The organism is Dokdonia sp. Asnod1-B02 (assembly GCF_045063955.1).
Classification (GTDB): domain Bacteria; phylum Bacteroidota; class Bacteroidia; order Flavobacteriales; family Flavobacteriaceae; genus Dokdonia.
In genome coordinates this window covers 1,398,583-1,421,773 of the sequence record NZ_JBEFNW010000002.1, presented here as the reverse complement: position 1 = coordinate 1,421,773, position 23,191 = coordinate 1,398,583, and the positions used below count along the sequence as shown (strand labels likewise).

Here is a 23,191-nt window from a genome sequence, read left to right as displayed (position 1 = left end):
TTAAACTGTTTTCTGAACAACCTCAAAAACCTTGTTGCCATCGCACTTCAATGTTTTTGATGGATATTTTAATAAGAGCGCATAATCATGAGTTGCCATTAGTATAGTGTTGCCATTCTTATTAATCTCTTGGAGCACTTCCATGACTTCAACACTTGTCTGCGGGTCAAGATTTCCAGTAGGCTCGTCTGCAAGGATAAGTTCGGGGTCATTGAGTAAAGCGCGTGCAATAGCAATACGTTGTTGTTCTCCACCAGAAAGCTGATAAGGGAACTTAAAACCCTTGCTTTTCATTCCCACTTTATCAAGAACCGAATCTATTTTATTTGTCATAGCAGCCTTATCCTTCCATCCAGTTGCTTTTAAAACAAATTTTAAATTATCGATAACCGTTCGGTCATTTAATAATTTAAAATCTTGAAAAACAACACCAAGCTTACGACGTAAAAAAGGGATATTCTTTTCCTTAAGTCCATTGAGATCAAACCCTACAATATTCCCTTTTCCTTCTGTGAGCGGTAAATCACCATAAAGCGTTTTCATGAAACTACTTTTCCCAGAGCCCGTTTTACCTATGAGATATACAAAGTCACCTGGTTCAATGGTAACATTAACTTCAGATAAAATTAAATTTTCTCGCTGATATATAGCAGCATGTGAGAGTTCAAGAACAGGTGTAGACATAGATTTTCTTATTACACTCAAAGTAACGGAATTTCGATGAAAGTGTTTTAAAGCTACTTCAAAAGTTTTATAATAAGTTGTGCAATCTCGCTTTCGCGAAAATTGAATTACTCAGTAGTACAAGTAAATTTTAGAAAAGTTGTTTAAAACAAAAAGTCCTGCTCAAAGAGCAGGACTTTTTAATAAGTGAGATGTATTATTAAATGAGGCTCGCGCCTTACTTTACTTTATTGATTACTGCTTCAAACGCTTCTGGGTGGTTCATAGCAAGATCTGCAAGCACCTTACGGTTAAGCTCGATTCCATTTGCTTTTACTTTCCCCATAAACTGAGAATAAGACATACCGTGCATACGAGCACCCGCATTAATACGAGTAATCCATAATGAACGGAAATTTCTTTTATTCTGACGACGGTCTCTGTATGCATAAGACATTGCTTTGTCTACTGCATTTTTTGCTACTGTCCAAACGTTTTTACGTCTTCCAAAGTAACCTTTGGCTTGCTTCATCACCTTTTTTCTACGGGCTCTTTTAGCAACTGAATTTACTGATCTAGGCATAATTTAATGTGTTTTTGTAGCAGGCGGTACACGCTGTATACTCTTTTGTTCTCTCTCTTAAGCGGAGAGAAGGCCATACTCCAGGGTTTAAAAATATTTGTTTTAACCGGTTAAACGGATTACTTAAGATTAAGCATCAATTTAACATTACTCGTATCTGCATCGTGCACAAGGCCATCATGCGTTAACGCAAGCTTACGCTTCTTAGATTTTTTAGTCAAAATGTGACTCTTAAAAGCGTGCTTTCTTTTGATTTTACCAGTTCCGGTAAGCTTGAAACGCTTCTTAGCACTGGATTTTGTTTTCATTTTAGGCATCTGTTCCTATTTTTTAAATTATCTCACTTATTTTCTTACTAAACCCTCCTGACTCAAAAGAGTAGGAGGGTTTTATGTCTAGCTGCTATACACTAGCAACTTATGCTTGCTAGCAAGCTTATTTTTTCTTAGGAGCGATGAACATTGTCATACGCTTTCCTTCTAGTCTCGGGAGTTGTTCTACTTTTCCTAGTTCTTCTAGCTCTTGTGCTAGTCTTAGAAGTAGTATTTCTCCTTGATCCTTATAGATGATAGAACGACCTTTAAAGAATACATAAGCTTTAAGTTTTGCTCCTTCTTTAAGGAACTTTTCAGCATGCTTCTTTTTAAATTCGTAATCGTGATCGTCTGTCTGCGGACCAAAACGTATTTCTTTGATAATCACTTTTGAGGCTTTTGCCTTCATTACCTTCTCACGCTTCTTTTGCTCATATACAAACTTCTTATAGTCTATAATTTTACAAACCGGTGGTGCGGCATTAGGTGATATCTCTACAAGATCTAGCTCTAATTCTGCAGCTAGTGCTTGTGCTTTTTGGATAGGGTAAATCCCTACTTCCACGTTTTCTCCCACGAGTCGTACTTCTTTGGCACGAATCTTTTGGTTGATTTTGTGTTGGTCTTCCTTAATGATCCTAGCAGGACCTCTCGATCTTTTTCTACGTATTGCTATGGCGTTTCTATTTTAAATTAAACTTCAAATGTTTTTATTGTGGATGCTATCTCGGCATTTACCATTTTCGCGAAAGCGTCCATAGTCATACTACCTAAATCCTCACCACCATGTCTTCTTACAGATATTGTGCCATCATTCTCTTCTTGCTCTCCTATGATAATCATAAACGGAAGTTTTTGCATCTCTGCTTCCCGTATTTTCTTACCCATAGTCTCACCACGGTTATCTATAAGAGCGCGAATTTCGTGATTTTCAAGCAAAGTTAAAACATTCTGAGCATATTTCTCGTATTTCTCACTCAATGTCAAAATAGTAGCTTGCTGTGGCATTAACCAAAGTGGGAAGTTTCCTCCTGTGTGCTCTAGTAAAATTGCGATAAAACGCTCCATACTTCCAAAGGGTGCACGGTGTATCATTACAGGGCGATGCATCTCATTATCACTCCCTTTGTACTGTAATTCAAAACGTTCTGGCAAGTTGTAGTCCACTTGTATAGTACCCAGTTGCCAGCTGCGGCCTAGAGCATCCTTAACCATAAAGTCAAGCTTAGGTCCATAAAAAGCAGCTTCACCAGTTTCAACAACGTAGTTAAGTCCTTTAGCTTTTGCAGCATTGAGGATAGCATTTTCTGCTTTTACCCAGTTTTCATCTGCTCCTATATATTTTTCTGGTTTTTCTGGATCACGTAAAGAAACCTGCGCTGTAAAGTTTTCAAAACCTAAAGAACCAAAAACATAAAGCACTAAGTCTATTACTTTCATAAACTCTTCATCCAGTTGATCTGGCGTACAGAATATATGTGCATCATCTTGAGTGAAGCCACGTACACGGGTTAGTCCATGAAGTTCGCCAGATTGCTCATAACGGTATACTGTACCAAATTCTGCAAAACGTTTAGGTAGTTCCTTGTAACTCCAAGGGCGGCTATTATAGATCTCACAGTGATGAGGGCAGTTCATAGGTTTAAGTAAGAACTCTTCTCCTTCATTAGGTGTAAGTATAGGTTGAAAACTATCTGCACCGTATTTCTCATAGTGACCAGATGTTTCATAAAGTTCTTTTTGACCTATATGAGGAGAAACTACCATCTCATAACCTTGCTTTTTCTGTGCAGCCTTAAGGAAATTTTCAAGACGCTCACGTAGTGCAGCTCCTTTAGGTAGCCACAATGGAAGACCTTGGCCCACACGTTGAGAAAAAGTAAAAAGTTCAAGCTCTTTACCTAATTTTCTGTGATCGCGTTTTTTTGCTTCTTCTATTAATTCTAAGTATTCCTTAAGATCCTTTTGTTTTGGGAACGATGTTCCATAAACACGAGTAAGTTGTGGTTTGTTCTCATCACCTCTCCAGTAAGCTCCAGCAACACTCATTATTTTTACAGCCTTGATGATTCCTGTATTCGGAATGTGGCCACCACGGCATAAATCTGTAAAGTCATCATGATCACAGAAGGTGATTGTTCCATCTTCTAGATTCTCTATAAGTTCTACCTTAAACTCGTTTCCTTCTGCTTTGTATTTATCTAAAGCCTCTTGCTTAGTTACAGAGCGTAGGCTAAAGTCATGCTTACCTCTAGCGATTTCAAGCATTTTGTCTTCTATAGACTTAAAATCTTTGTCAGATATGGTTTGGTCACCCAGGTCAACATCATAATAGAAACCATTTTCGATAGCTGGTCCTATAGTAAGTTTTGCTCCAGGATATAATTGTAAAATTGCTTGAGCTAGTACGTGGGAAGAAGAGTGACGAAAAGCTGTCTTTCCTTCATCATCATTCCAGGTAAAAAGTGTGATCGAACCATCTTCGGTAAGTGGGGTAGAGGTCTCAACCGTTTGCCCGTTAAATTTTGCCGAAATTACATTACGCGCCAGTCCTTCACTGATGCTCTTTGCGACGTCCATAGGAGTAGCTCCGTTGTCCATCTGTTTTACATTGCCATCTGGCAAAGTGATATTGATCATAGTTCGATTGTTTAAAGGCGCAAAGATAGTATCTTCAATGAAGGTTCACAATATATATTACATTCTGTTTGACTATATAATAAGGAGAAAGATTGTTTCGCTTTCGCGAAAATTTGAAATACAATAACTGCTTTATTTTCATTTGATTAGGGGTTTTTGGGTGGTTCTAGGAGGTCTATTTTGAGATAATTTTAAATATTTTGATATTTATTCTTGTCAGATTAGAACTTCGGTGTATCTTTGCCACCCGCTTAACAGCAAGCGGTTGTTCTTTTAAATGTCTTCAAAAGTTTGTTTTTATTTCTTTAAATTATTTTCAAAAAGATAGTTTGTGATTAGGAAAAAGGTTGTAGTTTTGCAGCCGCTAACAAATGGAGGTTATTTGGGAGTTATGTTCATTGCGATTGTTACTTGGTTTTAGAGTTTGAAATTAAATTTTCAATTATTTTTAAGATTAAGTTGTGAGTTTAAAAAACAGTTGTATATTTGCACCCGCTTAGAGAAACAGTAAGATATCTAGCGAAGTTCAAAAGTTTTTATTGAGATGTTTTGGAAGATTAGTTAGTCTAATTTGAGGTTCGAATCCTTAGCATTTACAAGAGTTTTCTATTATTAATAGTGGTAGAGAAAGTTCATTGATTTATTGAATTGACAGCGCGTATTAATACCTTCGGGTGTTATTACAAAGAATTTGAAAACTAGAAGTTTATTATTGACCAGATATTTCGAGTCGTGAGGAGTTAAATTTATTTACAATACACGATGAAGAGTTTGATCCTGGCTCAGGATGAACGCTAGCGGCAGNTCACTGGTTACCTGCGGCGCAGCAAGTAATCCAGCTAAATCTGCGAGGGTCGTAAGATCTACACTTCCCATCGAGTCATCACCATCAAATTCTTCACAGAAGGTATAATCTACAGGTCCTGCTGCTGCCAAGATCGGTAGCGGATTTACCACTACTTCAAAAGGAACGACTACAAAACATAGATTTCCGTCGCTATCCAAGTCGCTGTTTCCTGGCACATCACGTTCCACCCTTGCGTATAATGTTTGGTTGCCAGTCACGGTATTGATAAACGCAGTCACATCTGCAATGGCGAGCGTAGTGTCTTCTGGGTTCGCTTCCGCGAAAGCGAGTTCTGTATACACCGTTATATTCACCGGTTCTGCTCCCGCAATCTGCGCGATAGCAGGTGTTAAATCAAAGACTTCAAAACCATCTGTTGCCGAACCTGAACCTGCATCAATCACTCCGTCATCGTCAGTATCAATATCTGTAGTCGTGTCACACACTTCTAGCGCATCTGGATTAGTATTTGGTGTTGGCAGTGGTAATACTTCGATATTAAAGGTCGTTCCATCACTACATCCTGTTGGACTTGATACTACCGCTTGGATGGTCTGAGGATTTAAAATATTAGTGTAAGCCGAAGGATCTGTAATAGGAGTTCCTGCGTTTAATGCAGCAAGACTCTCATAATACGTCACCGTAAGCAGCGGATCACCACCAGTGAGACTGGCTTGGTTTACGCTCAAGTCAAATACGGTAAAGGTGTCTGTATCATCATCACAAATCATGAGATCTAGATCGTCACCATTCGGGTTTGCCGTAGGTGGTGTCTCTACCGATATCTCAAATGAACCGATGGCTGCGCATATATTTGGAGAGCCATCACTTACTTGCAAGCGTACCCAGATAATTTCTAGTGGTGCTATCTGCGTTGCTGTATAAGCGGTAGGATTTGCAATTGGATTGATTCCCAAATCAGCATCTGCTTGTGTATTATGGTAGGTAATGATAAGGGTTGCTGGATCTTGCGTTCCTATAATCGCTGACTCATTTTGAGTAAGGTCAATGATTTCCATTAAATCATTGTTATCATCACAAGCTGCAAGTGTTGCTAGTGTTGTAGGAAGTTCTGGAATAGGGAACACAATAAGCTCAAACTCATAGATCTTCGTACAACTCGTGGCTGTCGTAGCGTCTGTATCTTGTGCAACTACATATAGCGAAGTCATTCCTGAGATGTTATTATAAGGAAGGGTAATGTCTATTTGACCTGCTCCTGTATCTGCCGTTGCATTATCTAGTGTTTCATAAAAACGCAAGTCTATGTTTGTTACTGTTGCTAGTAAGTCGTCATTATATTGTTGCAGGTCAAAAGCTCCAAAGCCATCATTGTCCTCATCACAAGCTGCTGCAGCAGGCAAAGGCTCTCCAATTACTGGCAGCGGATTCACTTGAAGGTCTACCGTAGTCTGAGCACCACACATTCCTGCTTGATCGCTAGTTACTAAGATAAAAATGGTCTGCGGACTCATTCCTGTATTTACATAAGCTGTTGGAGTAGAAATCGCATTGGCTGTCCCAGCATCTAAGTCTGCTTGCGATTCATAATAGCTAACACTTAAAGTGGTGTCTCCTCCAGTAATTAAAGTATCAAGGCTTGTTAAATCAAAACTTGTAATTCCATCAGTATCGGTGCCTACCAGTGCTCCTGCGCTATCACACTCCTCAAAAACACCAGGAGGTGTGATTGCCGGGATTATCGCTATGTTAAGATTGAAAGTACCAACTACCGTACATCCTGTAGTTGTATTTTCTAGACGTACCCAGATTGGTGTGGTTGGCGCACTTGCTAAATAGTTCAGCGGATCAGCAACTGGCATATCACTTACGCTTCCTACCATAGCTTCTGCGCTGGCAAGGGTTTCATGATACGTTAAAGTAACATCAGCAGTGGTTTGTGTTCCTAGAACAATCGCATCATTTTGAGTAAGATCAAAAAGTGCTTGTCCATCTTCATTATCATCACAAGAGGTAAGATCTGGAATCACCGCAGGTAACACAGGTGCTGGTTGTACGGTAAGCTCTAGTTCGATAACACGGTAACACTGGGTTGCAGTTGCTGGATCCGTATCGGTTGCTCGTACAAATATTGTTCTAGATACAGTCTCATAAGCCGCCGGTGTTGCTATCGATGGACTACCCAGTTCCGCGGAAGCGAGTGTCTCGTGAAAAGTGAGTGACATAAACGTCTCTCCATTGATAATATCTGTAGTTACTTGGCTCATTAGATCAAATACCGCATCTCCATCATTATCTACATCACCATCATTTGCCATGGTATCACATTCTTCCATCGCTACAATGGTGGTAGGTGATGGTAGTGGGTTTACCACTAAAGTAAGCGTGGTGGTTTCAAAACAGCTAGTTACTATATTTTCTACTCTAGCAAAAATAGTTTGGTTGGCCATTACGGTGTTTTGATATACATCTGGAAGCGCTGGTGCACCTGCATCGGCATCGCCTTGGGTAAGGTGATAGCTCACTGCCCAGTCATCATTACCACCAGTAATTTCATCATCACGGCTACGTAGGTCAAAACTCGCAAACTCATCGGTATCACTACCACTGGCTAGATCATCACAAAGCTCATATTCGGCAGGTTGTACCGGAGTAGGCAGCGGATTCACAACAAGAGAAAGGGTCGCTATGTTACTGCAAAAAGTAGCTGTGGTCGTTGGTTGCGCCGTATCTGTAACTACTGCAAAAACGGTTGCCGTGTTGCTAGTGTAACCGGTAGGAGTTGCTATGGCAGGCGTTCCAGCTTCCGCGGAAGCGAGAGAAGAAAACCACACTACACTGTGAGTAGCAGGGTCTAGATCTCCTAAAATATTTACCACCTGTGTACTTAAATCAAAAATCTGTAGTCCGTCGCTATTATCATCACAAAGTGCAAAAGGAGTTACATTTTCATTAGGCATTGGAGTATTCAGTACTCTCAGTGTAAGCGGTGTCGTGTCATAACAACCTATCGCATTAAATACACGAGCAAAAATAATTTGCTCAAAAGGATCGTTATTGATATACATTGCTGCGTCGAGTTCTTGACCTACAGGCGCATTATCTGCATCTGCCTGAGTGAGGTAGTAGGCAACACTTAAACTAGTGTCACCACCAGTAATTTCAGTATCTCTAGAAGAAAGCACAAAAAAGTCAAACACACCATCATTATCATCATCACAAGCCTCATAGTCGGCTGGAGTGACAGCCACAGGAACTGGGAAGCTACGAATGCTTAAACTCGTCGTTGAAAAACAACCTGTTGTATTATTAGTCACACGAACTCCTACAATCTGCGGATTACTCGTGGTGGTAAACATCGTGCTATCTGGAATACTTGCGTCACCAATAGTGGCGCCAGCGGCATCCAAGTGATAGGTCACTGTAAGATTTGCATTAAAACCACTAGTGATTTCTGCATCTTTTTGAGAAAGATCTACCGTTGTAAATCCATCTACTACACCATCATCATCACATACTTGAAGCTCAGACGGCGTTATAGCCACAGGGTTTTGATTGACAATAATCTCAAAATTCATCGCAGTATCAAACGTCGTACACGTGCTACTCGTACTTCTTAAACTATAGAAGGTATAATCTACAGGTCCTGCTGCTGCCAAGATCGGTAGCGGATTTACCACTACTTCAAAAGGAACGACTACAAAACATAGATTTCCGTCGCTATCCAAGTCGCTGTTTCCTGGCACATCACGTTCTACTCTTGCGTATAACGTTTGGTTGCCAGTCACGGTATTGATAAACGCAGTCACATCTGCAATGGCGAGCGTGGTGTCTTCTGGGTTCGCTTCCGCGAAAGCGAGTTCTGTATACACCGTTATATTTACCGGTTCTGCTCCCGCAATCTGCGCGATAGCAGGTGTTAAATCAAAGACTTCAAAACCATCTGTTGCCGAACCTGAACCTGCATCAATCACTCCGTCACCATCAGTATCAATATTTGTAGTCGTATCACACACTTCTAGCGCATCTGGATTGGTATTTGGCGTTGGCAGTGGTAACACTTCAATATTAAAGGTCGTTCCATCACTACACCCTGCTGGGCTTGATACTACCGCTTGGATGGTCTGCGGATTTAAAATATTAGTGTAAGCCGAAGGATCTACAATAGGATTTCCGGCATTCAAAGCAGCAAGACTCTCATAATACGTTACCGTAAGCAGCGGATCACCACCAGTGAGACTCGCTTGGTTTACGCTCAAGTCAAATACGGTAAAGGCATCGGTATCATCATCACAAATCATCAGGTCTAGCTCATCACCATTCGGATTTGCCGTAGGTGGTGTCTCTACCGATATCTGAAAGGAACCAATGGCAGCACATATATTTGGAGAGCCGTCACTTACTTGTAAGCGTACCCAGATAATTTCTAGTGGTGCTATCTGCGTTGCTGTATAAGCGGTAGGGTTTACAATTGGATTGATTCCCAAATCAGCATCTGCTTGTGTATTATGGTAGGTAATGACAAGGGTTACCGGATCTTGCGTTCCTATAATCGCTGACTCATTTTGGGTAAGGTCAATAACCTCCATTAAATCATTGTTATCATCACAAGCAGCAAGGGTTGCTAGTGTTGTAGGAAGTTCAGGAATAGGGAACACAATAAGCTCAAACTCATAGATCTTCGTACAACTCGTGGCTGTCGTAGCGTCTGTATCTTGTGCAACTACATATAGCGAAGTCATTCCTGAGATGTTATTATAAGGAAGAGTAATGTCTATTTGACCTGCTCCTGTATCTGCCGTTGCATTATCTAGTGTTTCATAAAAACGTAAGTCTATGTTTGTTACTGTTGCTAGTAAGTCGTCATTATATTGTTGCAAGTCAAAAGCTCCAAAGCCATCATTGTCCTCATCACAAGCTGCTGCAGCAGGCAAAGGCTCTCCAATTACTGGCAGCGGATTCACTTGAAGGTCTACCGTAGTCTGAGCACCACACATTCCTACTTGATCACTCGTGACTAAAATGAAAATAGTCTGCGGACTCATTCCTGTATTTACATAAGCTGTTGGAGTAGAAATCGCATTGGTTGTCCCAGCATCTAAGTCTGCTTGCGACTCATAATAGCTAACACTTAAAGTGGTGTCTCCTCCAGTAATTAAAGTATCAAGGCTTGTTAAATCAAAACTTGTAATTCCATCAGTATCGGTGCCTACCAGTGCTCCTTCGCTATCACACTCCTCAAAAACACCAGGAGGTGTGATTGCTGGAATCATCGCTATGTTTAAATTAAAAGTCCCAACTACCGTACATCCTGTAGTTGTATTTTCTAGACGTACCCAGATTGGTGTGGTTGGCGCACTTGCTAAATAGTTCAGCGGATCAGCAACTGGCATATCACTTACGCTTCCTACCATAGCTTCTGCGCTGGCAAGGGTTTCATGATACGTTAAAGTAACATCAGCAGTGGTTTGTGTTCCTAGAACAATCGCATCATTTTGAGTAAGATCAAAAAGTGCTTGTCCATCTTCATTATCATCGCAAGAGGTAAGATCTGGAATTACCGTAGGTAGCACAGGAGCTGGTTGTACGATAAGTTCTAATTCGATAACACGGTAACACTGGGTTGCAGTTGCTGGATCCGTATCGGTTGCTCGTACAAATATCGTTCTAGATACAGTCTCATAAGTCCCCGGTGTTGCTATCGATGGACTGCCCAGTTCCGCGGAAGCGAGTGTCTCGTGAAAAGTGAGTGACATAAACGTCTCTCCATTGATAATATCTGTAGTTACTTGACCCGTTAGATCAAATACCGCATCTCCATCATTATCCACATCACCATCATTTGCCATGGTATCACATTCTTCTACCGCTACAATGATAGTAGGTGATGGTAATGGGTTTACCACTAAAGTAAGCGTGGTGGTTTCAAAACAGCTAGTTACTATATTTTCTACTCTAGCAAAAATAGTTTGGTTAGCCATTACGGTGTTTTGATATACATCTGGAAGCGCTGGTGCACCTGCATCAGCATCGCCTTGGGTAAGGTGATAGCTTACTGCCCAATCATCATTACCACCAGTAATTTCATCATCACGGCTACGTAAATCAAAACTCGCAAACTCATCAGTATCACTACCACTGGCTAGATCATCACAAAGCTCATATTCGGCAGGTTGTACTGGTGTAGGCAGCGGATTCACAACAAGAGAAAGGGTCGCTATGTTACTACAAAAAGTAGCCGTGGTCGTTGGTTGCGCCGTATCTGTTACTACTGCAAAAACGGTTGCCGTATTGCTGGTGTAAGCGGTAGGAGTTGCTATGGCAGGCGTTCCAGCTTCCGCGGAAGCGAGAGAAGAAAACCACACCACACTGTGAGTAGCAGGGTCTAGACCTCCTAAAATATTTACCACCTGCGTGCTTAAATCAAAAATCTGTAGTCCGTCGCTATTATCATCACAAAGTGCAAAAGGAGTTGCATTTTCATTAGGCATTGGAGTGTTAAGCACTCTCAAGGTAAGTGGTGTCGTGTCATAACAACCTATCGCATTAAACACACGAGCAAAAACAATCTGCTCAAAAGGATCGTTATTGATATACATTGCTGCGTCCAGCTCTTGGCCTACAGGCGCGTTATCTGCATCTGCTTGGGTGAGGTAATAAGCAACACTTAAACTAGGATCACCACCAGTAATTTCAGTATCTCTAGATGAAAGCACAAAAAAGTCAAACACACCATCATTATCATCATCACAAGCCTCATAGTCGGCTGGAGTGACAGCCACAGGAACTGGGAAGCTACGGATACTCAAACTCGTCGTTGAAAAACAACCTGTTGTATTATCAGTCACACGCACTCCTACAATCTGAGGATTGCTCGTGGTGGTAAACGTCGTACTATCTGGAATACTTGTATCGCCTGTGCTGGCGCCAGCGGCATCCAAGTGATAGGTCACTGTAAGATTTGCATTAAAACCACTAGTGATTTCTGCATCTTTTTGAGAAAGATCTACCGTTGTAAATCCATCTACCACGCCATCATCATCACATACTTGAAGCTCAGACGGCGTTATAGCCACAGGGTTTTGATTGACAATAATCTCAAAATTCATCGCAGTATCAAACGTCGTACACGTGCTACTCGTACTTCTTAAACTATAGAAAATAGTCTGCGGATTACTACTGTTTGAAAAAGAAGTAGGACTTGCAATAGCTACAGGAGGTGTTGCTGTGTAAGCCGCAATACTCTCGTAAAAAGTAACTTCTAGATCTGCATCTCCACCAGTGATCTCCGCTACATTCTGCGTTAAATCAAAAGTAGCTGCATTTGCTACAGCAGAACAAGTCTCAATACTACTAATATTAGGAAGGAATGTTGGGTTGGGAGTGACGGTGAGTCTCACGTGCTCTCCAAGACCTACACATCCATTATCTGTATCTGCCTCTACACGAACCCAAATATTTTGAACTCCGCCAGCATTTGTAAATAAAGGATTGTTGCTATAAGCAGCAGTATCTATAATAGGGTTAATCTCAGATAAGGCTTCTTGCTCTGTTTCATAATAAGCAACAGATACTACTTGTGGTGAGAAAAATGTTTCTATAGTAGCAGTAGCGCCAGAGAAATCAAATACAGCAATACCATCACCATCAGTATCACACTCAATCTCATCTGCAAAGAGTGTTCCTGTTGGAATTTGAGAAGCACTCACAACAACGTTAATAATTCCTTCTCGTGAACATCCATCTAGGTTTGTAACAGTCACAGCAATAGCCTCATTAAAAGGAGAACCACTGTTTATATAAGCCGTAGGATCAGTTATAGGTGTGCCAGAAGCGTCTACATAAGTAAAAGTCTCGTTGGCCGAATTTGTACTCAACTCGCTTTGTGACTGCGTTAAGTTTAAAGTTGTAACTCCATTAGTGTCATCATCACACTGACGTAAAGTTACTGGTGTGGTTAGGACTGGGAGAGCATTAACTCTAAGATTAATTGGAGTTATTGAGAAACAACCAGTGAAAGCTGTATTTTCAACTCTTGCAAAAATAGTATCGTTATTAGGGCTCGATGTATTCGTATATGCTGCAGGGAGTGGATTTGTATTACTAGATGCTTCTGGTCCGTTTACATGATAAGTCACTTCAAACTGCACAGGATCTAGGCCATTTAAAACTTGGCTATCTAATGTCGAGAGATTGAAAGTTGCCACCCCATTGGTATCATCACCATCTATATTATCGTCACAAATTTCATAGGTAGCAGGCATTGTTGCTATAGGTAATGCAACAACCTCAATATTAAATGAGGTAGTACTTGAACATGCAGGCAAGCCATTGTTTTCTACACGAACAAAAATCTCATCACTTACAGAGTTATATGTTGTGGTTCCTGCTAAAGCTCCCGCTCCTGTATCTGCGTCTGCTTGACTCAAATGGAAAGAAACAGAAAACTCGGTCGCACTCTGTCCATTTAAAATATCAGAATTCTGAGCGTCTAGATTAAAACTTGCAAAACCATCTGCATCTGTATCACACTCAAAAATATCATCTGGAGCTGTTGCTGTTGGAACTGTAAAAAATGTAACGACAACCTCGTCTGTTCCTGTATCACCAGCAGTATCTGTGATAGTAACTTGATATTCACCACTAGTAGTTACATCAAGCATCGCTGTGGTAACTTGAGCTCCACCACCATCTAAAACAGGCATAAAACCTGCTCCAGTATCGACAGCCCATGCATAACTCGCTGCTTCGGTACTTGTGGCATCTAGTGTTACTGTTGTTCCTTCACAAGCATCTTGATCTGCTCCTAGTGAAGCATTTACAATCGAACAATCTGTACTACCAACTCCAGTATTCATTGGGTCATTAGTTTGCTCTATAAAAATCTCCGCTTGTTGACCAGAAAAATTAGTAACCATAAAAACATAGACATCACCTTCTTGCGCATTTGTAATTGTAGGAAACTCTACTGGTGCTGAAGAAAAGCTACAACTTTCAATATTAGCTGCAGTCAATTGGTCAAAAACATCAGTATCTGCAAAAGGACCCCAGATTATATAATCTACATCAAGGCCTGTTCCTGTTGGAGTTCCGTCATCATCTATTGCTGTATTCTGGGTGATTTGAAAATTTAAATTTCCTGCTTGATCAATTTGCAAGAAATACCAAGTAGGAAAAGGTTGACTACCTAAACAACCATAATCTGGACCCGCTTGTCCAGAGGTAGTACAGTTTGAGTCTGCACTACCTGCAAAACAAGCGTCAAATGGCGTTGCAAAAACAGGGTCATTGGTACAAAATGGAACTGCATCTTGAAACGTAGAACCTCCTGCCGATGTCTGAGCAAAAAGCGACGTATTTATAAAAGAAAAAGCTATTAGAATTAAAGCTACACGTAGGATTCTCATTATAGAATTATTTAAGGAGTGAAAAATAGCGTTTTTTTGCTAAAATCCTGTTAACAGAGACTCGTTTTGTTAAGAACTATTGACAATAAAAATCCCAATTAGCAATGTCAATACCAGCAAAATAAACAAGCTTAACTACCAGGAACATGCTTGGCAAAGAGTTACTACTTCCATAGCTTCCTTTACGTCATGAACTCTTAATATATGTGCGCCTTGATTTATCGCGATTGTATTTAATACTGTAGTCCCATTAAGTGCCTTATCTGGTGATGTTTCAAGGGTCTTATAAATCATAGATTTACGGGAAACGCCTGCGAGAATAGGGAGGTCAAACTGTTTAAAGATTGCCAACTTATTAAGTAACTCAAAACTATGGCTAGCTGTTTTTGCAAATCCAAATCCTGGATCTACTATGAGATCATTTACTTTATGAGACCTTGCGACAGCAACTCGCTCACTAAAATAATATAATACCTCCTTAGTAATATCTTCATACATCGCAAGATTCTTCATGGTTTGTGGAGTGCCACGCAAGTGCATCATTATATAAGGAACACCCAACTCCCCTACTGTAGACATCATTTCATGATCTAACTGCCCTGCACTAATATCATTAATAATAGCTGCTCCCGCTGCTATTGCTTTTCTTGCTACGCTTGCGCGAAAGGTGTCTACAGAGATTATAATCTCAGGGAATAATATCACCAATTGCTCTATCACTGGTATCAATCTTAACTCCTCCTCCTCTACCGAAATATCTACAGCTCCTGGTCGCGAACTATAAGCTCCTACGTCAATAAATGTGGCACCATCATCAAGCATTGTTCTTACTTGGTCTATAGCAGCTTCCATATCTTTATACCTACCACCATCATAAAAACTATCTGGAGTAAGGTTTAGTATTCCCATAACCTTAGGCTTTGAGAGATCTATTAGCGTTCCTTTACAGTTTATTTTCATAGATGATTATTTATAAATCTTTGGCTATTATTCTAGGATAGTTTGACTTCTTTAGCAGCTACTTTTAATCACAAACTACCTCTACTCCATAGCCCCGATTGTAGTGAAAATCCCGCAGCTGGCTGGTGCAACCGCCGCGAGGAATTGCAACAGAAAGCGGGATACTGCTTCAAAAATACACCATAAACGCTGTGCTTCAAAAGGATAATAGCTAGCATTACTTTCTAAGCAAGAACTCATTTCTTATATTGAAGATTTTAACCGAAATTTACCGAAAATCAAACAACACAGCATGCCTGACACTTCTGCCCAATATGATGCGATAATCACACAATGTAGAGACCTTTTTATTAAAAAAATGAAAGACTATGGGAGTGCATGGCGCATATTAAGACTTCCTTCTCTCACTGATCAAATTTTTATAAAAGCACAGCGCATACGCGGTTTACAGCAAAACGAGGTGCAAAAAGTGGATGAAGGGCAGCAATCTGAATTTATAGGGATCATTAATTACTGCGCTATGGCGCTAGTAAATCTTGAGCGCGGCGTGGTAGAACAACCAGACATGCAACTTGAGGAGGCCACTCGTGTATATGATGAGAAAATAAAACTCACAAAACAGTTAATGATGGATAAAAATCACGACTATGGTGAAGCATGGCGTGATATGCGAGTGAGCAGTCTTACAGACTTAATTCTCCAGAAATTGCTGCGCGTGAAACAAATAGAAGATAATAAAGGAAAAACGCTCGTTTCTGAGGGTATTGATGCAAACTATCAAGACATGATTAATTATGCTGTTTTTGCAATGATTCACTTAGGTGAAGCATAAGAATTAGTATTTATGAATAAAAGTTACGCTTTCGCGAAAATGTGACTAATACACCTCCAGTGCTGCTGGATTATATATGAAACTACTTACACACATAGCTCGCTTTATTGTAGGAGCGCTTTTCATCTTTAGCGGATTTATAAAGCTTAACGACCCTCTAGGGTTTTCTTATAAGCTTCAAGAATATTTTAGCGCAGAGGTTTTAGGCCTTGAGTTCTTATCAACTTATGCCTTACTTATTGCCATCATACTTGTGGTGGTTGAAGTACTTTTAGGAATTGCCTTGCTGGTAGGGTATCGTAAAAAAATTACGCTGTGGCTACTGTTTGCAATGATTGCATTTTTTACATTTCTCACCTTCTACTCCGCTTATTTTAACAAGGTGACAGATTGTGGATGTTTTGGTGATGCTATTCCGCTAGTGCCGTGGGAGTCTTTTGCAAAAGATGTGATTTTGCTAGTGCTTATCCTTTTCTTGATGTTTAATCAGAAATATATCCTACCTACTTTTGGGAAACTCATTAACACCTCTATTGTCTTTGTATCATTTTTAGCATGTATGTTCTTTGGTATGCACGTACTCGAGCACCTGCCATGGTTAGATTTTAGGGCTTATAAAGTAGGCTCAAACATAGCCGAAGGAATGAAAATCCCAGAGGGCGCACCAGAAGCTACGTTTGAGTACCAATGGAAATTTAATATTGATGGCAAAGAAGAAGTAATTACTACAGAAGGTGGCTACCCGCAGGTAGACGGAGAGTTTATCTCATACAAGGTGGTACAGACAGCCGAAGGTTATGAGCCACCAGTACACGATTTTACAATAGAGCGCGGAGAAGAAAACTATACTACAGAATTTCTAGAGAAAGAAAATCTCGTTGTAATTGTTGCTTATAACTTAACTAATACTGAGCGAGAAGGTTACTATAATATAAGAACCATTGCAGAAGATGCAATTAGAAAAGGATATAACGTCATAGGGCTAAGCTCCTCGTCACAAGATGTAACAGATGAGTTTGTGCAAGACTTTAAACTTCCTTTTAAGTTTTACTTTACAGATGAAACGGTTTTAAAAACTATTGTACGTGCAAATCCTGGGATTGTGAGTCTTCATAAAGGAACTATTTTACAAAAGCTTCACTATAATGACGCCCAAGACTTGCGCTTACAAACTCTAGAAAACAGTAAGCCTAACCTTGATTTCACCCTCAAACATGAGCTAGATAGTATCGCCGTTCTCGATCAAAAGTACAGACGGATGATGTACTTACAAGACGGAGAAGAAAAGAATACCGAAGCTAAAAAGCTAGGCGTAGCTCCAGAGGAATTTCAAAATTTTATATGGAAGCAACAGGAATTACTGGATAGTATTAATCTTGAACGCATTGAATATACTATAAGAACTAAAGGATATCCTGGGAAGAGTATCGTGGGCGAACCTACAAATACTGCTGCTTGGTATGTGATCCAGCACAATCCTGATAAAATCCCAACCTACATAGATACCATTAAAAAAGCTGGACAAGATGGAGAATTACCATACACGCTGGTTGCTATGATGGAAGACCGCTTACTTATGAGTAACGGCGAACCTCAAATTTACGGTACTCAAGGAGCAACATACCCAAACATGGCCGATTTTATATGGCCTATAGCAAATCCTCAAGATGTAAATGAAAGACGTGCTGCAGCTGGATTTCCTCAAACTATTGAGCAATATGGAAAAGACCTTTTTGGTCAAGACTTTGAATACAAAGAAATAACTCTAGACGAAGCACTTGCTGCAAAACAGCAAATGCTCGAAGGAAAGGCGGCATCAAATTGATTAAATACCTATTATATAAATTAGGTTATGCGCTGCTCACGTTGTGGGGAGTAGTAACGGTTATATTTTTCTTATTTACCGTACTTCCTGGAGATCCAGCGAGTATGATGCTTGACCAAAATGAAAATCCAGAACAACTAGCAAAGGTGCGAGCAAAATATGGTTTTGATAAGCCTATAAGTACGCAATACGCATACTACATTAACGACCTTTCTATACTTTCTCTACATGCTAATGATGAGCAAAACTATACGTCGCTAGCTTCTGGCAAGTACAGCGCAACTCCATTATTTGAGATTGGCAATAGCACGCTAGCAGTAAAATATCCATACCTCAGAGAGAGTTTTCAAAAGACAGGTAAACCCGTCACAGAGGTAATTGCCGAAACGTTACCTAACACGATTGTTCTTGCCGTAAGCGCTATTGTGATTGCCATATGTATTGGTGTTTTTTTAGGGATTATTTCTGCGCAAATGCGGGACACATGGGTTGACAAAACCATACAGGTTGTAAGTACACTAGGAATGAGTGTTCCTAGTTTTTTTAGCGCTATTCTTTTTGCTTGGCTCTTTGGTTATGCCCTTCATAAATATACAAATCTCAATATGACAGGTAGCTTGTATGAGATGGATGATTTTGGGGAGCATGTTCACATCCAGTGGAAGAACTTGATTTTACCAGCGCTAGTTTTAGGTATACGTCCGCTTGCCGTTGTAATTCAATTAATGCGCAACTCGCTCCTTGAGGTTTATAATCAAGAATATATAAGAACTGCAAAAGCTAAAGGACTTACCACCTACCAGATTATAAAAAACCACGCACTTAAAAATGCATTAAATCCTGTAGTCACTGCAGTGTCTGGATGGTTTGCTTCTATGCTTGCAGGTGCAGTTTTTGTAGAATATATTTTTGGGTGGAATGGCTTAGGTAAGGAAATAGTAGATGCACTCAACACACTGGATTTACCTATTATCATGGGTGCCGTACTTATTATCGCTACGCTATTTGTAATCATAAATATTCTTGTAGATTTTATCTACGGCTGGCTAGATCCAAAAATTAGGCTACGCTAGGTTGCAAGCTTCTTACGAAAACGTAATCGTGAAAACTGGGTTAAATCAAGAGCAAACCTCTCTTACTCTTAGTATATTTGGTTTCTAAGGAACTCGCTTTCGCGAAACCGAAACACAGCAAATTAAAACACATACGCCTTTTTAAAACCACATGTAATACTACATTATTGGTTTTCATCATTGAGGCTTCTGAAATTAACTACTAACGAGATCTCTTTGTATGAAGAGATAAAAAAGAACTATAATGAGAAAAAATATCGTCGCTGGAAACTGGAAAATGAATAATGACCTAGGTGCTACTGCAACCTTAATAACAGCACTTAAACAAAAGAAGAATGAGGGAAATGCAGAGGTTATTATCGCTCCTACATTTGTAAACCTTTACAGTGCTTTTGATAGTCTTTCTGACTCAAACATCACTGTTGCTGCGCAAAACATGCATCAAGCAGAAAGTGGTGCTTTTACGGGAGAGATTTCGGCAGGTATGCTTAAAGGAATAGGTGTAGACTCTGTGATTTTAGGACATAGTGAACGCCGTGCTTATTTTCACGAAAGTGATGAACTACTTGCTCAAAAAGTAGATAGCGCTCTTAAAAATGACATGAGAATTATATTCTGCTTTGGCGAAGAACTAGAAGATCGTAAAGCAGGAAAAGAAGAAAATGTGGTGGGTAGCCAACTCAAAAATGCATTATTTCACTTAGATGCTAGCGCGTGGTCAAATATTGTTCTTGCATACGAGCCAGTATGGGCAATAGGGACTGGAGAAACAGCATCACCAGAGCAAGCACAAGACATGCACGCCTTTATAAGAAAAACTGTTGCTGAAAAATATAATAGTGACGTAGCTGAAAACGTATCAATCCTTTATGGAGGATCTGTAAAACCTGCTAATGCAAAAGAAATTTTTGGGAAGCCAGACGTAGATGGTGGTCTCATAGGTGGTGCTGCACTTAAAGCAGATGACTTTTTTGATATTGTAAATGCGTTTGCATAGTCTCAAATAATTTAAGAATTGACAATGCGCTTCCAGAGATGGAAGCGCATTTTTATTTTATATCAATTGGTATTAGTACATTAGAGCTTAATCTTTTATCACATGAAATTCTTTTTTACATCGCTAGTCCTACTCCTCACCATCTGTAGTTGCACCTCACAACAAGCAGTTACCACAAGCACTCAAGAAGATGACACACTCGTACTTCTCAAAAATGCTCAAGAAGCCAAGTCCATTTATATCGCAACTAATGGCAATATGGGAATAGGTAAAAAAGAGCCAAAAGTTAAGCTTGAGGTAAATGGCCAGGTACATGCAAGATCAGTAAAGGTGGATATAAAAGAATGGGCGGATACGGTATTTGAAGATGGGTATGATTTATCACGCTTACGCGAAATTGAAACCTACATTCAGAAAAATGGGCACTTACCCGAAATTCCGTCTGCTGCAGAAGTTGAACAAAATGGTATTGAACTAGGTGCCATGAATGCACTACTTCTAAAAAAAATTGAAGAGCTCACCTTACACCTCATTGAGAAAGAAAAACAAATTGACCAACTAACTAAAGACGTACAGGCTCTCAAAGAAACTATCGCTCCATCTGACACCAAGAATAATGGCTAAACTCATTATCTTATCTCTCCTATTCTATTCTTGCCTGCTTCAAGCGCAAGAAGATCGCTTTTACATACGCACAACATCTGAAAAAGTGGAGGTACCTGTTAGCACAAACGATTCGATTGTAACCTACTTAGGTAATGATACAAGACTCAAAAAAATGTTTACTGAGCACAAGGTTAAAGTATTTAGAAAAGAATTTAAATACGCGCAGCGAGATAAACTCAAACGCACATACTTTGTTATTGCAGAGAATAAAACGTTTCAAGAAGAGTTGATGAATCTAGTGCCAGATCTTTTTGAGTTTGCAGAGAGTATCTCCAATGAATCGCTACAAATTTATGAACCTAATGATTACGGCGTTACAAGCACTACTGGCAAGAATACCGGAGCCCAAGCGGTTCTTGATTATTATGATTTCCTCGGTGTACCACAGGCTTGGTATTATATCACAGGCTCTCCTAAAGTATCCATTGGAATATCTGACGGTTACATAGACCCAGAAGATCCAGAGTTTGCAGGCAAAACTACCATGTTCAAAAAAAGCAGCCTATCCAAAGGTCATGGATTTACAATCGCTGCCATAGCTGCAGCTCGCGGTAATAATGGATATGGCGCGGCGGGAGTTTGCTATGACTGCAACATATACACAACCACCTATGGTAACTTTAAAGAGTTGGGCCAACTACTAGAACTATCAAGAGCAGGCGCAAAAGTGATTAATTGCAGCTGGGGATCACGTACCTATTATGAAACTGCACAAGAAGCCATTAATGAAATGCGCGACCTTGGCACCGTCATTGTTTCTGTACCACATAATGCGGCATATAGTGTTACTAATGGAGAACAATTGAGATATCCAGGCGCTTATGAGCATGTGATATCTGTAGGAAGTGTGCAGCATAAAAATGATGAAATCTCAGATGGACTTCTCATTGAAGAGAAGAACGGAAAATACTATGCAGAGAAGCAACAATATCGCTTATCGCGCACAGGCGGCTTTAAAAATAATGATCCGCAAAATGAATATACGCTATACCTAAGTTCTACAAATAATCTGGATAGCTCTGTAGATATTGTCGCACCGGGAAATGATATTTTCCAATATTATAATTATAAGGAGAATGGTGAAGTATTTCATAATCCGTTTCAAGCGACATCTCCTGCGGCGCCACTTGTCACCGGAACTATAGGACTTATGTTTTCACTTAACCCATCGCTCTCAGTAGATGAAGTGAACAGCATTATAAAATTAAGCGCGACTAATATTGATCATATAAAAGCAAACGCGCCACTCAAAGGATTATGGGGAGCAGGATCATTACACACAGGCAGAGCTGTAAAGATGACCCATGAAATGCTACAACCTGACACGTATATGATCATTGAAAATCAGCGATTTGCTCGGTGGAACTTTAAAATTAATGCCGCGCATAAAATTATGATTAAAAATGAGCAATTTATAGAGGACGCTAAAGTAGATTTTACTGTAAAAGATGAGATTCTCATCAATGCAGAAACCGTACTTTTGCCTGGAGAAAACGGATCTATAAAACTTACTATTGATCCTAATGCATCTTATAACTTAGAAACTATAAAAGAATGACACCCATTTACTTAGGATATACCTTTACTATTGAGCCTCGTGACCCTGCTACAGAAATTATCATTGCAGAGCTAGGCTACGCTGGTTTTGAAAGCTTTACAGAAACTACAAGTGGTGTGATTGCATATATCCAGAAAGAAGAAGCATTTCCTAGTGGTGAAGTTGATTTTGCCGCACTTCTTACTGATATTCAGATTCTCAAATCTGATGAGTTTAACATCACCTACACTGCCGAAGAAATTGAGCAAGTAAACTGGAATGAGGAATGGGAGAAAAACTTTGAACCTATTGAGGTAGACGGAAAATGTGCCGTACGCGCACCTTTTCACGAGAAAACTGATGTTGAGTTTGATATAGTGATTGAGCCAAAAATGTCATTTGGCACGGGTCACCATGAGACTACACACATGATGATCAAGCACTTACTCAAACTTGATGTTGCTGGCAAAAAAACACTTGACATGGGCTGTGGTACTGGCGTACTCGCCATCCTAGCCGAAATGAGAGGTGCACAACCTATAGACGCGATAGACATTGATAACTGGTGCTACCTTAATACTATTGAAAATGTAGAACGCAACAACTGTAAGCACATTACTACTTATGAAGGTGAGGCTTCATTGCTATCTGATAAAAATTACGAATTCATTATCGCAAACATAAACCGCAACATTCTTTTACAAGATATCGGCGTGTATGCGAGTTGCCTTTCTGAGGATGGCATACTCTTGTTAAGTGGTTTCTATACAGAAGACATTCCGTTAATTTCAGAAAAGTGTAATGAGCACGGACTCTACTTTGTAAGTAATTATGAGCGTAATAATTGGGTTGCTTGCAAGTTTGAAAAAAGAGGGTAATTTCAAGT

General features: G+C 39.9%; 14 protein-coding genes. 7 read left to right on the top strand and 7 right to left on the bottom strand.

Annotation, left to right across the window (positions count from 1 at the left end):
• From ACJJVU_RS06495 to folP, 7 genes are all read right to left on the bottom strand, one after another.
• Entirely contained in the window at positions 1-684 is a 684-nt protein-coding gene (locus ACJJVU_RS06495) for an ATP-binding cassette domain-containing protein (RefSeq protein ID WP_339850382.1), read from the bottom strand.
• A 217-nt stretch (positions 685-901) separates the two neighbouring features.
• Entirely contained in the window at positions 902-1,246 is a 345-nt protein-coding gene (gene rplT / locus ACJJVU_RS06490; protein WP_013751599.1) for a 50S ribosomal protein L20, read from the bottom strand.
• A gap of 119 nt (positions 1,247-1,365) precedes the next feature.
• Positions 1,366-1,563: a 50S ribosomal protein L35 gene (gene rpmI / locus ACJJVU_RS06485; RefSeq protein WP_013751600.1), complete on the bottom strand. Its 198-nt coding sequence runs from the start codon at positions 1,561-1,563 to the stop codon at positions 1,366-1,368.
• Between the two features lie 118 nt (positions 1,564-1,681).
• A complete protein-coding gene (infC, locus tag ACJJVU_RS06480) occupies positions 1,682-2,194 on the bottom strand; it encodes a translation initiation factor IF-3 (RefSeq protein ID WP_262485281.1) in 513 nt (170 codons plus the stop codon).
• A 59-nt stretch (positions 2,195-2,253) separates the two neighbouring features.
• On the bottom strand, positions 2,254-4,200 hold the full coding sequence (gene thrS, locus ACJJVU_RS06475; protein ID WP_405223536.1) for a threonine--tRNA ligase: 1,947 nt from the start codon (positions 4,198-4,200) through the stop codon (positions 2,254-2,256).
• A gap of 750 nt (positions 4,201-4,950) precedes the next feature.
• Complete coding sequence (locus tag ACJJVU_RS06470; RefSeq protein WP_405223534.1) at positions 4,951-14,415, bottom strand: hypothetical protein; 9,465 nt, start codon at positions 14,413-14,415, stop codon at positions 4,951-4,953.
• 135 nt (positions 14,416-14,550) lie between these two features.
• Positions 14,551-15,375, bottom strand: a complete 825-nt coding sequence (gene folP / locus ACJJVU_RS06465) for a dihydropteroate synthase (protein WP_405223532.1) — start codon at positions 15,373-15,375, stop codon at positions 14,551-14,553.
• A 292-nt stretch (positions 15,376-15,667) separates the two neighbouring features.
• On the opposite strand from folP, the gene ACJJVU_RS06460 reads away from it, so the two are divergent.
• From ACJJVU_RS06460 to prmA, 7 genes are all read left to right on the top strand, one after another.
• Entirely contained in the window at positions 15,668-16,207 is a 540-nt protein-coding gene (locus tag ACJJVU_RS06460) for a DUF1599 domain-containing protein (protein WP_405223530.1), read from the top strand.
• Between the two features lie 76 nt (positions 16,208-16,283).
• Positions 16,284-18,032 carry a BT_3928 family protein gene (locus tag ACJJVU_RS06455; protein ID WP_405223528.1) on the top strand — a complete coding sequence of 583 codons (1,749 nt, stop codon included), beginning with the start codon at positions 16,284-16,286 and terminating at the stop codon, positions 18,030-18,032.
• Entirely contained in the window at positions 18,029-19,105 is a 1,077-nt protein-coding gene (locus ACJJVU_RS06450) for an ABC transporter permease (RefSeq protein ID WP_405223526.1), read from the top strand. Before ACJJVU_RS06455 ends, ACJJVU_RS06450 begins: the two co-directional genes overlap by 4 nt.
• Before the next feature lie 244 nt (positions 19,106-19,349).
• On the top strand, positions 19,350-20,102 hold the full coding sequence (tpiA, locus tag ACJJVU_RS06445; protein ID WP_405223524.1) for a triose-phosphate isomerase: 753 nt from the start codon (positions 19,350-19,352) through the stop codon (positions 20,100-20,102).
• Between the two features lie 102 nt (positions 20,103-20,204).
• On the top strand, positions 20,205-20,726 hold the full coding sequence (locus tag ACJJVU_RS06440; RefSeq protein ID WP_405223522.1) for a hypothetical protein: 522 nt from the start codon (positions 20,205-20,207) through the stop codon (positions 20,724-20,726).
• Positions 20,719-22,326: a S8 family peptidase gene (locus ACJJVU_RS06435; protein WP_405223520.1), complete on the top strand. Its 1,608-nt coding sequence runs from the start codon at positions 20,719-20,721 to the stop codon at positions 22,324-22,326. Before ACJJVU_RS06440 ends, ACJJVU_RS06435 begins: the two co-directional genes overlap by 8 nt.
• A complete protein-coding gene (gene prmA / locus ACJJVU_RS06430; RefSeq protein ID WP_405223518.1) occupies positions 22,323-23,183 on the top strand; it encodes a 50S ribosomal protein L11 methyltransferase in 861 nt (286 codons plus the stop codon). Before ACJJVU_RS06435 ends, prmA begins: the two co-directional genes overlap by 4 nt.
• Positions 23,184-23,191 lie beyond the last annotated feature (8 nt).

Bases quoted from the DNA above. Each gene is read 5' to 3' on its own strand.
- ACJJVU_RS06460 (WP_405223530.1), top strand. From the start codon at position 15,668: ATGCCTGACACTTCTGCCCAATATGATGCGATAATCACACAATGTAGA.
- ACJJVU_RS06495 (WP_339850382.1), bottom strand. From the start codon at position 684: ATGTCTACACCTGTTCTTGAACTCTCACATGCTGCTATATATCAGCGA.
- rpmI (WP_013751600.1), bottom strand. From the start codon at position 1,563: ATGCCTAAAATGAAAACAAAATCCAGTGCTAAGAAGCGTTTCAAGCTT.
- tpiA (WP_405223524.1), top strand. From the start codon at position 19,350: ATGAGAAAAAATATCGTCGCTGGAAACTGGAAAATGAATAATGACCTA.
- prmA (WP_405223518.1), top strand. From the start codon at position 22,323: ATGACACCCATTTACTTAGGATATACCTTTACTATTGAGCCTCGTGAC.
- ACJJVU_RS06440 (WP_405223522.1), top strand. From the start codon at position 20,205: ATGAAATTCTTTTTTACATCGCTAGTCCTACTCCTCACCATCTGTAGT.
- ACJJVU_RS06455 (WP_405223528.1), top strand. From the start codon at position 16,284: ATGAAACTACTTACACACATAGCTCGCTTTATTGTAGGAGCGCTTTTC.
- rplT (WP_013751599.1), bottom strand. From the start codon at position 1,246: ATGCCTAGATCAGTAAATTCAGTTGCTAAAAGAGCCCGTAGAAAAAAG.
- folP (WP_405223532.1), bottom strand. From the start codon at position 15,375: ATGAAAATAAACTGTAAAGGAACGCTAATAGATCTCTCAAAGCCTAAG.
- thrS (WP_405223536.1), bottom strand. From the start codon at position 4,200: ATGATCAATATCACTTTGCCAGATGGCAATGTAAAACAGATGGACAAC.
- ACJJVU_RS06435 (WP_405223520.1), top strand. From the start codon at position 20,719: ATGGCTAAACTCATTATCTTATCTCTCCTATTCTATTCTTGCCTGCTT.